We start from the raw sequence: 13692 nt of genomic DNA, 5'->3' as shown, positions 1-13692 counted from the left end.
CTTTGTCTAAGCAAGGGGCAATGAAAATGCAGGTTCCATAAGGCCCTTAAGTGCAAAGTATATTCGAATGAAATTACCTATCATCGCCTATGGCGACCCTATTTTAAAACGAAAAGGGATAGAAATTGAGAAAGACTATCCAGACTTACAGGAATTGATAGCCCATATGTTTGAAACAATGTATGCCGCCCATGGTGTTGGGCTGGCTGCACCTCAGATTGGACGCTCCATTCGCCTATTCGTGATAGATGCCAGCCCTTTTGACGATGATGAGCCAGCTCTTAAAGATTTTAAGAAAGTCTTTATCAATGCGGAGATGATCGATGAGCACGGGGAAAAGTGGTTGTTCAATGAAGGGTGCTTAAGCATTCCGGAGGTTAGGGAAGACGTAAGTAGGTACCCCGCTATTTCTATCCGTTATTTTGACGAGAACTGGGTGGAGCATGAAGAGGATTTCACCGGGCTTGCGGCGAGGATTATCCAACACGAGTATGACCATATCGAGGGTAAGCTATTTACAGAGAAACTTAGTCCGCTGCGGAAGGCCATGATAAAAAGCAAATTGGAAGCGATCTCCAGGGGGCAGGTTGATGTGGATTATAAAATGAAGTTCCCCGCGTTGAAAAAGAAAAAGCGATGAGGCGCCGGTTTCAGCCCCCTACGATGGGTAAACTAAGCCGATACTTCACTGCAACGATCCGGATAATCACCACCGTGCTTACACTCAACAATGCGTTGACGTTGTAACCTACGCCGAAATTATCAAGTACCACAAAAAGGACAGCCCCCGAAAGGCAGGCCGTGGCGTAGATTTCTTTCCGGAAAATCAATGGCGTCTCATTCATCAGTGTATCACGGGTTACCCCACCCATTACCGCAGAAAACATACCCAGCACGACAGCGGCAATGCTGTTGCTCTCAAACTCCAGCGACTTCTGCACGCCTACCACGGTGAAAAAGCCGATGCCCAATGCATCAAATAGAAAGAGTGTCCTGGCCAACTTGCCCCAGATGTTGCGGAATGCAATAGCAACCACCACCCCGGTTAGTATGGCTAATAGATAAGCACCGTCATCTACCCATACGGGTCGTGTGTTGAGAAAGATGTCGCGAAGGCTGCCGCCGCCGATGGCGGTTACAAAGCCAGTAAACGCGGCCCCGAAAATATCGATATTATGCCGTCTTGCTGCCATCGCACCCGATATCGCGAATACCATGGTTCCCAATAGGTCGATATAATAGATGAATTCCAAAACACCGTTGCGTTAGTTTCAGCTGTAAAAATACAATAAATTCCTGTCCGGTCAGTATTGCCGTGCGAATCTTAGCAAGGCACAATCCATTAATCGAGGCTTGAAGTCAGATTTTTCCGGCCTGATTTAGAGCAGTTAACAAAGAAATACATCACTATTTTCAACCTCTGCTTTGGAAGTAGTGAAAATAGTTATACCTTTGCATCCCGCTTCGGAGGAGGCGGTTGTTCATTGTCAGGTTGCGGATGGTTTTGGTTTGGTTTTCCTGGGGTTCTGTTGTGTTGTTTTGGGGTCGGAAAAAAAACTTAAAATTTAATTTGCAATAACGAAAAAGGTTTCTACCTTTGCAGACCCAAACGGAACGGGGTTCAGCGATGAAGAGGTTCCGGCCCACCGGCGCGATGCGGGTGGGGATTGAAAGCAGCAAGTTTGGCCGGTATAATCTGCCGGTTGGATATAAAAGCCGAAGCGCGAGCGGATGGCGGGAGAGTTCTTGAAAGTTATTGATATTCATGTAGCGTAGCGAGTAGTCTGATTTGATCGGGCGAAAGCTTGAGAAGAGAAGACCTAAGCCGGTCGGGGTCGATAGACATAATTAATTTAAGATCGGTTCTAAGGATTGAGTTTTTTAGGGTCGGCGATCTTAACGATTCATTTTTACAATGGAGAGTTTGATCCTGGCTCAGGATGAACGCTAGCGGCAGGCCTAATACATGCAAGTCGAACGGGATCCACCAGCTTGCTGGTGGTGAGAGTGGCGCACGGGTGCGTAACGCGTGAGCAACCTACCCATATCAGGGGGATAGCCCCTCGAAAGAGGGATTAACACCGCATAAGATTATAAGATGGCATCATCAAGTAATTAAATATTCATAGGATATGGATGGGCTCGCGTGACATTAGCTAGTTGGTAGGGTAACGGCTTACCAAGGCGACGATGTCTAGGGGCTCTGAGAGGAGAATCCCCCACACTGGTACTGAGACACGGACCAGACTCCTACGGGAGGCAGCAGTAAGGAATATTGGTCAATGGGCGAGAGCCTGAACCAGCCATGCCGCGTGCAGGAGGACGGCCCTACGGGTTGTAAACTGCTTTTGCACGGGAACAAACCCCGGTACGTGTACCGGTTTGAGTGTACCGTGAGAATAAGGATCGGCTAACTCCGTGCCAGCAGCCGCGGTAATACGGAGGATCCAAGCGTTATCCGGATTTATTGGGTTTAAAGGGTGCGTAGGCGGCGCGCTAAGTCAGTGGTGAAAGACGGTGGCTCAACCATCGCAGTGCCGTTGATACTGGCGCGCTTGAATGCGGATGAGGTAGGCGGAATGTGGCAAGTAGCGGTGAAATGCATAGATATGCCACAGAACACCGATTGCGAAGGCAGCTTACCAAGGCGATATTGACGCTGATGCACGAAAGCGTGGGGATCGAACAGGATTAGATACCCTGGTAGTCCACGCCCTAAACGATGATGACTCGGTGTCGGCGATAGAATGCCGGCGCCCAAGCGAAAGCGTTAAGTCATCCACCTGGGGAGTACGCCCGCAAGGGTGAAACTCAAAGGAATTGACGGGGGCCCGCACAAGCGGAGGAGCATGTGGTTTAATTCGATGATACGCGAGGAACCTTACCCGGGCTTGAAAGTTAGCGACGGCGCCAGAGATGGCGCTTCCCTTCGGGGCGCGAAACTAGGTGCTGCATGGCTGTCGTCAGCTCGTGCCGTGAGGTGTTGGGTTAAGTCCCGCAACGAGCGCAACCCCTATGAATAGTTGCCAGCATGTAATGGTGGGGACTCTATTCAGACTGCCTGTGCAAACAGTGAGGAAGGCGGGGACGACGTCAAGTCATCATGGCCCTTACGTCCGGGGCTACACACGTGCTACAATGGGCGGTACAGCGGGCAGCCACCTGGCAACAGGGCGCCAATCCCGCAAAGCCGTTCACAGTTCGGATCGGGGCCTGCAACTCGGCCCCGTGAAGTTGGATTCGCTAGTAATCGCGTATCAGCAATGACGCGGTGAATACGTTCCCGGGCCTTGTACACACCGCCCGTCAAGCCATGAAAGCCGGGGGTGCCTAAAGCATGTTGCCGCAAGGAGCGTGTTAGGGCAAAACTGGTGATTGGGGCTAAGTCGTAACAAGGTAGCCGTACCGGAAGGTGCGGCTGGAATACCTCCTTTCTAGGGTACCCCATCGGTACTCGCCACGCACATGGATCATCAATTGACTTCAAAAAGGAAAAAAGAAGAATAGGACACCGTTCCCTTACACGGTATCCGACAGGCAAGAGATAAGCTAGTCCCGTAGCTCAGTTGGTTAGAGCACTACACTGATAATGTAGGGGTCAGCAGTTCAAGTCTGCTCGGGACTACCGATTTCGGGGAATTAGCTCAGCTGGCTAGAGCACCTGCCTTGCACGCAGGGGGTCAACGGTTCGAATCCGTTATTCTCCACGGTTTTCGTTGGATGTGCGGATGCACAGGTAAACGGAAAAAAAGTTCTTTGACATATTGGAAGAAAACAAGAAGAGAGAAGAGAGGGCAACAGAAGCCGTCCGCGCGAGCGGCGGCAAGAGCAGCCGCATGGTAGCAAAAGGCTATGCGGTGAAGAAAGTCAATAAGGGCACACGGGGGATGCCTAGGCTCTCAGAGGCGATGAAGGACGCGACAAGCTGCGATAAGCGCCGGGGATCCGCAAATGGGAATTGATCCGGTGGTTTCCGAATGGGGCAACCTGATGTACTGAAGGTACATCGTATAATACGCGAACGCGCTGAACTGAAACATCTAAGTAGGCGTAGGAGGAGAAAACAACAGTGATTCCGTAAGTAGTGGCGAGCGAACACGGATTAGCCCAAACCGGATATGTTACGGCATATGCGGGGTTGTAGGACCACGACATGGCATTTGCATAGCGAAGTGGAAACCGGAAGGGAAGCCGGTACCGTAGGGGGTGATAGTCCCGTACACGTAAGCGAAGCAAGCCTAGTGGTATCCTGAGTACCGCGGGGTCGGAGACGCCCTGTGGGAATCGAGCGGCACCATCCGCTAAGGCTAAATACTCCTGAGAGACCGATAGTGAACCAGTACCGTGAGGGAAAGGTGAAAAGAACCCCGAACAGGGGAGTGAAATAGAACCTGAAACCGTGTGCTTACAAGCGGTCGGAGCGGACCTGTTCCGTGACGGCGTGCCTTTTGCATAATGAGCCTACGAGTTACTCTTCATTGGCGAGGTTAAGTGGTTCAGCCACGCAGCCGAAGCGAAAGCGAGTCTGAACAGGGCGCACAGTCAGTGGAGGTAGACGCGAAACCTTGTGATCTACCCTTGGGCAGGTTGAAGGTGCCGTAACAGGTACTGGAGGACCGAACCGATAAACGTTGAAAAGTTTCCGGATGACCTGAGGGTAGGGGTGAAAGGCCAATCAAACTGGGAAATAGCTCGTACTCCCCGAAATGTTTTTAGGAACAGCGTGGCGCTTAGTTCCATGGAGGTAGAGCTACCGATTGGGTGCGGGGGAGTCACATCCTACCAAATCCAGACGAACTCCGAATGCCATGGGATATGCGCCGCAGTGAGGCTCTGGGTGCTAAGGTCCAGGGCCGAGAGGGAAAGAACCCAGACCATCAGCTAAGGTCCCCAAATACACGCTAAGTTGGACTAACGAGGTCCGGCTGCACAGACAGCTAGGATGTTGGCTTGGAAGCAGCCATCCATTTAAAGAGTGCGTAACAGCTCACTAGTCGAGCGGCCGGGCGTGGATAATGAACGGGCATCAAGCGTGTTACCGAAGCTATGGGGTAATTAATTACCGGTAGGGGAGCATTCCGGCGGGGGCGAATCCGCAGCGCGAGCTGCGGTGGACTTTCCGGAAAAGCAAATGTAGGCATAAGTAACGATAAGGGGGGTGGGAAACCCCCCCACCGAAAGACCAAGGTTTCCTGATCAACGCTAATCGGATCAGGGTCAGTCGGGGCCTAAGGATAAGCCGAAGGGCGATTCCGATGGACAACGGGTTAATATTCCCGTACTTTTGATGGTTGCGACGCGGGGACGGAGAAGTGACACCACCGCGCACTGACGGAATAGTGCGTTGAAGGGCGTAGGTATACGTATCCCAGGCAAATCCGGGATATGTGCTGAAACCCGATAGTACGGCAAACCTCCGGGGGCGCCGATAGCGTGGGTAATCAGGCTTCCGAGAAAAACCGCTAAGCTCCAGACCATCAAAACCCGTACCGCAAACCGACACAGGTGGTTGGGGTGAGAATCCTAAGGTGCTCGAGTGAATCATGGCTAAGGAACTCGGCAAAATGGCCCTGTAACTTCGGGAGAAGGGGCGCTGCCAGCAATGGCAGCCGCAGTGAAAAGGCCCAGGCGACTGTTTAACAAAAACACATGGCTTTGCGAAATCGAAAGATGAGGTATAAGGCCTGACACCTGCCCGGTGCTGGAAGGTTAAGAGGGGATGTCAGTCCGCAAGGGCGAAGCATTGAATCGAAGCCCCAGTAAACGGCGGCCGTAACTATAACGGTCCTAAGGTAGCGAAATTCCTTGTCGGGTAAGTTCCGACCTGCACGAATGGTGTAACGATCTGGGCGCTGTCTCAGCCATGAGCTCGGTGAAATTGTGGTATCGGTGAAGACGCCGGTTACCCGCAACGGGACGGAAAGACCCCATGAACCTTCACTACAGCTTAACATTGGGACTGGGTGCGTGATGTGTAGGATAGGCGGGAGGCTTCGAAGCGGGTTCGCCAGGATCCGTGGAGCCGACCTTGAAATACCGCCCTTTGCGTATCCGGTTCCTAACCCCGCTGAAGCGGGGGACACTGTTTGGTGGGTAGTTTGACTGGGGTGGTCGCCTCCAAAAAGGTAACGGAGGCTTTCAAAGGTAAGCTCAGTACGCTTGGTAACCGTACGCGGAGTGCAATGGCATAAGCTTGCTTGACTGTGAGGCATACAGGCCGAACAGGGTCGAAAGACGGACATAGTGATCCGGTGGTTCTGCATGGAAGGGCCATCGCTCAAAGGATAAAAGGTACTCTGGGGATAACAGGCTGATCTCCCCCAAGAGCTCATATCGACGGGGAGGTTTGGCACCTCGATGTCGGCTCGTCACATCCTGGGGCTGGAGAAGGTCCCAAGGGTTCGGCTGTTCGCCGATTAAAGTGGCACGCGAGCTGGGTTCAGAACGTCGCGAGACAGTTCGGTCCCTATCTGTTGCGGGCGTGGGAACATTGAGTGGGGCTGGCCTTAGTACGAGAGGACCGGGCTGGACCGACCGCTGGTAAACCAGTTATGCCGCCAGGTGTACCGCTGGGTAGCTACGTCGGGTTTGGATAAGCGCTGAAAGCATCTAAGTGCGAAACCGGCCACGAGATGAGTGTTCCATTGAGGGTCCCCGTAGACTACGGGGTCGATAGGCCGCAGGTATAAAGGTGGCGACACCAAAGCCGAGCGGTACTAATAGCCCGAAGCTTTCTCAAGCAGCAGAATCTGGCGCCCTCTCCGATCACTCCCTGTTTTCTTCCAGTAATATGTCATAACGATCTTCAGGTGCCTATATCGGCGGTGACCACCTCTTCCCATACCGAACAGAGAAGTTAAGCCCGCCAGAGCCGATGGTATTGCCGTAACAGGCGTGAGAGTAGGTCGGCGCCGGATTTTATCCAAAAGCCCCGTTGCAGCAGCAAACGGGGCTTTTTTTGTTATATGCTAGGATAGATTTTCCAATCACGCTACAATAGGTTTCCCCAACCTATACGGATTAAACCAAAGGTAAAATTACACCAAAATAGGTATTGCCCACGTTTCTAGCGCTTTTGATATTTGTGTTGTTCGATAATGTAGTCGACGATAACAAATACCGTAAATGCTCTACCAAGCTATTGAAAACATCCAACGTGCGTTGAACGATAGCATTACACCTACTGTGGCGATAGGCAACGTGGTTGATATCGTCGGCGGAGGCGATGAGCAAAATGATACCAATATCATTATCTCTTTGGTCAATATCGAAGAGGTACGTCTAGCCCGGGATCAACAGTACGTTGTTAAGATCAACGATCAATTGCTCCCCAAGCATCCACCGGTTCATCTCGATATAACGCTGTTATTCACTGCTTACGGTGCTGGATACGAGAATAATATCAGAAACCTGCAAGATGTTATTGCTTTTTTTCAGCGGCAGCCGGTTTTTCGGTCGATGGAAATTGCGGAGCTTGCCGCCGATGGTATTGATCGGCTCACCGTGGAGCTGGTTACCCTCAGCTTGGAGCAATTGCAACAGCTCTGGTCAATGCTGGGGGGCAAGTACCAGCCTTCTATCCTTTATAAAATACGCATGCTGACCATTGATAGCGTACAAAATCGCCCGGTTGCCCCGATTAAACAGATTGATACTCATTTTAAGCGAAAGGGATAGAAACATGGAGACCACCACTGTACGATATGAGAAACTGTTTTCGATTTTGCTCACACATGTCGATTTTCCTTCGCCCTCCGATGGCGACAGCTGGCGTGCAATACTCTCCAATGAAATGGCTATTGAACCCGATGAGCCAACCAAGAAATTATTTGCTACCCATGAAATTAAATATCGGTTTACCTACAATACATTATCCTGCTATATTCGCGTGGAGACGACTACGGACCGTCCTTTTCATCGATTGCCCACTAATTTTTCAGCGCGATTTATCTTCCATGCATCCGGTGCGCTGATAGCTAGATCTGCGCTGTCACCGGAATTGGGCGGAACGAATACTTATCACGTTCGCGTGAAGCTCAAGACCACCACTTCTTCCGCCAATTTGCAGAATGGATTATTGACCGGCGTTGTGTCGGCAATTCCGGATGTGGTATTTCAACCCGGATATGGCGACCAACCCGGGCAATGGGTAAACTATCCCGTATCCATCAGCGGTTGTATGGCGGTTCTGGATATCCTAACGGAAGGTAGTGGGAAAAATAGGTTGTATAAGCAAGAGGCATCGCAGCTACTCAACTATACCGTCGCAAACGGTAAGTCGGACCAACACCTATATCGAATTATCCTAAAAGCGTAAATGTATTACAGTTTATAACCATAAAATTTATTAAGATGGCACAAATTAATGAAACAGCAATCAAGACCCCGGGGGTATATGTCAATGAAATACCCTTGTTTCCACCCTCAGTGGCCCAGGTCGAAACCGCAATCCCAGCGTTTATCGGTCATACGCAGAGAGCCGAAAACGAATTGGGTGAGTCGTTGACGAATATACCGACCAAGATATTTTCATTGAAAGAGTATGAGCGGTATTTTGGGGGACCAGAGAATCAGTCCGACATCAAGGTAACCGTAAATGAGACTACCGAGGGAACGACCGTCACATCGCTCTCCGCATTGGCCGAACTACCTGTAGACAAGATTTCAAAATACAAGATGTACTATAGTCTACGTCTTTACTTTGCCAACGGTGGCGGGCCATGCTATATTGTATCAGCTGCTCCGACTACCGCCAATATTACGCCGGCGACATTGGAAGGCGGATTAAATGCGTTGGCTGCAGCCGATGAGCCGACAATCATCGTTATTCCAGACGGGTTGTCGCTGGCCAAAGACAAATACTATGAGCTGGTTGGAAAGACCATCGATCAATGTGTATTGCTCCAAGATCGGTTTACATTGGTAGATGTACACAGTGAAGGTACGAATGTGACCAATACCGTTAATACTTTCCGGACAGATTTTGCCAAAAACGATAACCTGAATTATGCTGCCGCTTATTATCCCTACCTGAAAACCACCTTTGAATATGCCTACGCAGATACCGCTGTGAATGTCGTGGTGGTAACGAACGGTACTGCCGCAGGGGCTGTGAAGTTAAACACGTTGAAGACCACACAAACGGCCATCTATAACCTATGCTTAGAAACCATTAGTAATAAATTAAGCCCGACCTTGGCGCCATCGGCCGCTATAGCCGGTATTTACGCGCGTGTCGATGGCTCGAGGGGGGTATGGAAGGCTCCTGCCAATGTTTCCGTTAATTCTGTATATGGCCTGAGTGCCAATATTTCGGATGCCGAGCAAGGTGCGATGAATATCGATGCAACAACAGGAAAGTCGGTGAATGCCATCCGCTCATTCCAAGGAAAGGGTTTTCTCGTATGGGGGGCACGTACGTTAGCCGGCAACGACAACGAGTGGCGCTATGTCAATGTAAGAAGACTGTTCATTACCGTTGAAGAATCGGCGAAAAAGGCAACGATGCAATTTGTGTTTGAGCCCAATGATGCCAATACATGGGTGAAGGTACGTGCTATGCTTGAAAACTACTTGACCTTGCTTTGGCGCCAAGGGGCATTGGCAGGCAGTAAGCCGGAACATGCATTTTATGTGCGCTGCGGCCTGAATCAAACCATGACTGCGCTAGACATTCTTGAAGGTAAGCTAATTGTTGAAATCGGTATGGCTGCTGTGCGTCCTGCCGAGTTCATCATCCTCCGGTTCTCACATAAGATGCAGGAATCGTAAGGTGTTCGTTCTATTCATTACTTGATATTAAATCTATAAATCCGAAATAAAATGGCAAATTATCCGCTACCAAAGTTCCATTTCCAAGTAGAGTGGGGTGGAGCAAAAATCGGCTTCACCGAAGTAACCGGCTTGGATGTTTCAGTCGAAGCAATCGAATACCGCGACGGGGCCAGCCCGGAATATCACAAAATCAAAATGCCCGGCCTTCAGAGTTTCTCCAATATTACGATGAAAAGAGGTGTTTTCAAAGGGGACAATGATTTTTACAATTGGTGGAATACCGTCGCTCTTAATACCATTGAGCGGCGCGACATTATCATCTCTTTATTGGATGAAGCGCATGCTCCGGTTGTCGTGTGGAAAATAAAGAATGCTTGGCCACTTAAAGTACAATCCACAGACTTGAATTCGACTGGTAATGATGTGGCTATCGAAACGGTCGAGATCGCGCATGAAGGGTTGACGATCCAAAATGAAGGGTGATGTTTTCCTATCCGCCAGTTGGCTTCCATTTTTTGGTGACTTTTGAGTTGTTTCCGCAGACGCCCAATGATTTCCGTTTTCAAGAAGTGAGCGGTTTGGAAATGACCATGGAAACTGAACCCATCGCAGAAGGTGGTCAGAACCGCTTTACATGGGAACTGCCCGTAAAAGCCAAGTATAGTGACTTGGTGCTTAAGCGTGGTATGTTTATCGGATCGGGAATTCTGATGTGGTGTAAAAATGCCTTCGAGAATTTTGTATTCGAACCTGTAAATATCCTGATTGCGTTACTGAATGATCAGCATGTGCCTATCCAGGCTTGGTATGTAGTTAATGCTATACCCAAAAAATGGGCTGTATCAGCCTTTGATGCTGAAAAAAGCAGTGTTGTTGTAGAAAGCATTACACTGAGTTACCAGTATTTCAATATTATCAGTGTAGACTCCGTGTTGTCCGCTGCGGGAAGTATAAGTGGTTCGATTAGCATTTAACTCGAAATGGATCATGCCTATCGAAATTAAAGAGCTCCACATTAAGGCGGTAGTGGTTGCTGAACAACAGCAGGCACATCCGCCAGCAACAGTCAACACGGCAAAACTGAAAAGGGAAATTACGGACGACGTACTCAGGAAAGTTTTGCTGAAGCTTAAACAGAAAAATGAACGATAATGTTTGGTGACCTTACATCTGCCGAAAAGTTGTACGTGGAGCCGTATATCGATGCAGCTTTCACCCGGAAAGCGCCGGGCGACAAGTTCAGTGCGCTTATCAATCCGGCCACGTATACGTGCAAATACGAGTTTGAATATGATGATACACAAGCTGGCGGGAAGTCTTCCGTGCAACTCAAATTCAACAAAATCAAACCGCAGAAATTCACGTTTGATTTTCTATTTGACAGTACCGGTGTTGTAAAAAACGCATCGGTGTTAAATATTTCGGTTGCCAACCCTTTCGCTAAGCCGGTTTCGGTAGCTGAGCAAATCGAAGATTTTAAGAAAAAGATTATCGAATTCAAGGGCACAACCCACCGCCCCTACTACCTTAAGATCCATTGGGGAACATTGCTTTTCAAAGGCGTACTGAACCAAATTGATATCGAATACAAGGTGTTTACTACCGACGGTACGCCCATACGTGCAGTGGCCAAGTGCTCGTTTACCGAAAGTATTGAGGACGATCTCCGCGAGGCCCTTGAGAACAAGCAGAGCCCGGATATCACCCACGAGCGGATTTTTACGGGAGCTGAACGTATTGATCGCATGACGGGTCAAATCTACGCGCGCGATACGTGTTATATCGCTGTCGCTTCATTCAATGAGTTGGATGGTTTTCGAAAGATTACGCCCGGCACCAAGCTTTATTTTCCACCCTTAGAGAAATAGCACGATTATGTCCACAGCCAACCTTAACGATCTGGTCACCTATACGATTCTCGTTGGAAACCAACCGGTGCTGACGGCAGCCGATGAGTTGCCTCAGGTACTGCATGTGGTGGATGTCCAGATTGAAAGTTCGCTCAACAAAATCCCAATAGCCACGCTTACTATCGCGGATGGTAATCCCTATGAACAAGATTTTGAGTTGAGCAGCAGTGGATTACTCGCTCCGGGAAAGTTTATCGAAATTAAACTGGGCTACAATGGGAATAATGCTACGGTGTTTAAAGGGCTCGTCACGGCTAACGGCCATCAAATACAGGACGCACAATCGCTATTGGTCGTTACCTGTAAGCATGAGACCGTCAGGATGACGATTGCGAAGAATAGTCGCCATTATGCGGAGATGAAGGACTCGGACATCGCTGAGCAATTGCTAACCGAAAGCGGCATCAACGACTACGATGTGATGGCAACGGATGTTACTCATGAACAATTACTCCAGTATCAGGTTTCTGACTGGGATTTCATGATGACGAGATTGGACGTCAATGGGCTTTATTATTCGGTTGATGGCGGAAAAATAGTGATTCAACGAACTGATGTCGACGGACCATCGCTACTGACGCTTGCTTATGGGAATAACATTGTGTCATTTGACGCAACCATCGACGCACGTGTCCAGACCTCGGAAGTGGTTGGGTATGCGTGGAATCCTGCTGTACAGGACATTACGGAATCTGAAGGGGCGGAGGGCTCGTTTGCCTATGCCGGAGCGCAGTCAGCGGGCGAGCTGGCGAGTATTATGGACAGGCCGCTCGAAATCAGGTTGCCCGGATCGATGGAAACACAGACACTCCAGTTATTGACGAATGCAAGGAAGACTAAGCAATCACTTTCCAAGATCAAGGGAAAAGTCAGATTTGCAGGTGAATCAATCGTTATCCCAGGCTCGTTTCTTACGCTATCTGGGCTGGGCGATCAATTTAATGGGAAGGTTTTCGTTTCCGGGGTGCATCACGAATTTGGCGAAGGGAGCTGGATGACGGAGGCGACGCTGGGCGGGGACGAGGTTTTTTTTTCCGAACAACTGTTTCCGGAACATCCTGTCTCGTTCACTGGCCAATATGTGGCTACACAAGGGCTGCATGTCGGCGTGGTAACGGATATCATCGACCCGGCTGGCCAGGGGCGGATCAAGATACGGCTACCGATCGTCAGCATGGCTGATGATGGAATTTTTGCGCGATTGACCACACTTGATGCTGGAGATAGCCGTGGGACATTTTTCATGCCGGAAGTCGGTGACGAAGTGATCGTCGGCTTTTTGGGAGATGACCCCAACTATCCTGTCATCCTAGGGATGCTGCACAGCGGAGCAAAACCCGCTCCACTTGTTGCGGCAGAGGCAAATGACGAAAAAGGATATGTATCCCGATCAGGAATAACCATACTCATCCATGACGGTGACAAACGGGTCTCCATCGAAACACCGGGCGGCCGGAAGCTGGTGCTTGACGATGCTAACAGCCTATGCAAGGTGGAAGATGCAAAGGGAAATAAATTAGTATTGGACGATAGCGGCATCACGATATCCGCAGCGAAAGACCTTGTATTAAAGGCAACGGCATCGATATCCCTATCGGCGCCGCAGTTGGATATCAAGGCGAATGCGGCGGCTAAGTTGTCCGCCAGCGGTTCGCTAAGTATCGAAAGTTCGGGCATTGCCGAAATAAAAGGATCAGTCGTAAAAATTAATTAACGAATCATGAGTTTAGCCGCAAGAGTCAGCGATATGCATACGTGTCCGATGAGTAGCCCCAATCCGCATGTTGGCGGCGTTGTACTGCCAGCTGGTTGCCCCACGGTGCTGGTTGGCGGGTTGCCAGCAGCACGGATAGGTGATTTATGTGCATGCCCCGGACCACCCAATGCCATTGTTAAAGGATCTGCAACGGTGTTAATCGGTGGACTTCCAGCGGCACGTATGGGTGACCCGACAGCACACGGGGGAGTTATCACGGGGGGGTGCGCAACAGTAATCATAGGAGGATGA

Annotated in this window: 11 protein-coding genes, 2 tRNA genes and 3 rRNA genes; 15 read left to right on the top strand and 1 reads right to left on the bottom strand. The window is 49.9% G+C overall.

Annotation, left to right across the window (positions count from 1 at the left end; translation table 11 throughout):
* Nucleotides 1–67: 67 nt before the first annotated feature.
* Nucleotides 68–640, top strand: a complete 573-nt coding sequence (def, locus tag IEV98_RS03800) for a peptide deformylase (protein WP_188504576.1) — start codon at nt 68–70, stop codon at nt 638–640.
* A 10-nt stretch (nt 641–650) separates the two neighbouring features.
* On the opposite strand, the gene IEV98_RS03795 is transcribed toward def, so the two are convergent.
* Nucleotides 651–1253: a trimeric intracellular cation channel family protein gene (locus tag IEV98_RS03795; RefSeq protein ID WP_188504575.1), complete on the bottom strand. Its 603-nt coding sequence runs from the start codon at nt 1251–1253 to the stop codon at nt 651–653.
* Nucleotides 1254–1912: 659 nt separating this feature from the next.
* On the opposite strand from IEV98_RS03795, the gene IEV98_RS03790 reads away from it, so the two are divergent.
* From IEV98_RS03790 to IEV98_RS03725, 14 genes are all read left to right on the top strand, one after another.
* Nucleotides 1913–3434 (top strand): 16S ribosomal RNA (locus tag IEV98_RS03790).
* A gap of 117 nt (nt 3435–3551) precedes the next feature.
* Nucleotides 3552–3625: transfer RNA gene (locus IEV98_RS03785), tRNA-Ile, on the top strand.
* An 8-nt stretch (nt 3626–3633) separates the two neighbouring features.
* Nucleotides 3634–3707, top strand: a tRNA-Ala gene (locus IEV98_RS03780).
* Nucleotides 3708–3860: 153 nt separating this feature from the next.
* Nucleotides 3861–6739, top strand: a 23S ribosomal RNA gene (locus IEV98_RS03775).
* 66 nt (nt 6740–6805) lie between these two features.
* Nucleotides 6806–6917, top strand: a 5S ribosomal RNA gene (gene rrf / locus IEV98_RS03770).
* Together the 16S, 23S and 5S rRNA genes with 2 tRNA genes alongside form the textbook arrangement of a ribosomal RNA operon.
* Nucleotides 6918–7125: 208 nt before the next feature.
* On the top strand, nt 7126–7677 hold the full coding sequence (locus IEV98_RS03765) for a Pvc16 family protein (RefSeq protein ID WP_188504574.1): 552 nt from the start codon (nt 7126–7128) through the stop codon (nt 7675–7677).
* A gap of 4 nt (nt 7678–7681) precedes the next feature.
* Nucleotides 7682–8317 (top strand): hypothetical protein, encoded by a 636-nt coding sequence (locus tag IEV98_RS03760; RefSeq protein WP_188504573.1) that lies wholly within the window; start codon nt 7682–7684, stop codon nt 8315–8317.
* A gap of 35 nt (nt 8318–8352) precedes the next feature.
* On the top strand, nt 8353–9771 hold the full coding sequence (locus IEV98_RS03755; RefSeq protein ID WP_188504572.1) for a phage tail sheath family protein: 1419 nt from the start codon (nt 8353–8355) through the stop codon (nt 9769–9771).
* A 51-nt stretch (nt 9772–9822) separates the two neighbouring features.
* Nucleotides 9823–10257: a phage tail protein gene (locus tag IEV98_RS03750; RefSeq protein ID WP_188504571.1), complete on the top strand. Its 435-nt coding sequence runs from the start codon at nt 9823–9825 to the stop codon at nt 10255–10257.
* Nucleotides 10257–10748, top strand: coding sequence for a phage tail protein (locus tag IEV98_RS03745; protein WP_188504570.1), 492 nt, complete (start codon nt 10257–10259; stop codon nt 10746–10748). Before IEV98_RS03750 ends, IEV98_RS03745 begins: the two co-directional genes overlap by 1 nt.
* A gap of 13 nt (nt 10749–10761) precedes the next feature.
* Entirely contained in the window at nt 10762–10926 is a 165-nt protein-coding gene (locus tag IEV98_RS03740) for a DUF5908 family protein (protein WP_188504569.1), read from the top strand.
* Entirely contained in the window at nt 10926–11642 is a 717-nt protein-coding gene (locus IEV98_RS03735; protein ID WP_188504568.1) for a CIS tube protein, read from the top strand. The genes IEV98_RS03740 and IEV98_RS03735 overlap by 1 nt, the downstream gene beginning before the upstream one ends.
* 7 nt (nt 11643–11649) lie before the next feature.
* Complete coding sequence (gene vgrG / locus IEV98_RS03730) at nt 11650–13398, top strand: type VI secretion system tip protein VgrG (protein WP_188504567.1); 1749 nt, start codon at nt 11650–11652, stop codon at nt 13396–13398.
* Nucleotides 13399–13404: 6 nt separating this feature from the next.
* On the top strand, nt 13405–13692 hold the full coding sequence (locus tag IEV98_RS03725) for a PAAR domain-containing protein (RefSeq protein WP_188504566.1): 288 nt from the start codon (nt 13405–13407) through the stop codon (nt 13690–13692).

Source organism: Parapedobacter pyrenivorans (assembly GCF_014636865.1).
GTDB classification, from domain to species: Bacteria; Bacteroidota; Bacteroidia; order Sphingobacteriales; family Sphingobacteriaceae; genus Parapedobacter; species Parapedobacter pyrenivorans.
This window is presented reverse-complemented; position numbering and strand designations above follow the sequence as displayed.

Excerpts from the sequence above, each read along its gene's own strand:
- IEV98_RS03735 (WP_188504568.1), top strand. The coding sequence starts at position 10,926 with ATGTTTGGTGACCTTACATCTGCCGAAAAGTTGTACGTGGAGCCGTAT.
- IEV98_RS03740 (WP_188504569.1), top strand. The coding sequence starts at position 10,762 with ATGCCTATCGAAATTAAAGAGCTCCACATTAAGGCGGTAGTGGTTGCT.
- IEV98_RS03725 (WP_188504566.1), top strand. The coding sequence starts at position 13,405 with ATGAGTTTAGCCGCAAGAGTCAGCGATATGCATACGTGTCCGATGAGT.
- def (WP_188504576.1), top strand. The coding sequence starts at position 68 with ATGAAATTACCTATCATCGCCTATGGCGACCCTATTTTAAAACGAAAA.
- IEV98_RS03750 (WP_188504571.1), top strand. The coding sequence starts at position 9,823 with ATGGCAAATTATCCGCTACCAAAGTTCCATTTCCAAGTAGAGTGGGGT.
- IEV98_RS03760 (WP_188504573.1), top strand. The coding sequence starts at position 7,682 with ATGGAGACCACCACTGTACGATATGAGAAACTGTTTTCGATTTTGCTC.
- vgrG (WP_188504567.1), top strand. The coding sequence starts at position 11,650 with ATGTCCACAGCCAACCTTAACGATCTGGTCACCTATACGATTCTCGTT.
- IEV98_RS03755 (WP_188504572.1), top strand. The coding sequence starts at position 8,353 with ATGGCACAAATTAATGAAACAGCAATCAAGACCCCGGGGGTATATGTC.
- IEV98_RS03745 (WP_188504570.1), top strand. The coding sequence starts at position 10,257 with ATGTTTTCCTATCCGCCAGTTGGCTTCCATTTTTTGGTGACTTTTGAG.
- IEV98_RS03765 (WP_188504574.1), top strand. The coding sequence starts at position 7,126 with ATGCTCTACCAAGCTATTGAAAACATCCAACGTGCGTTGAACGATAGC.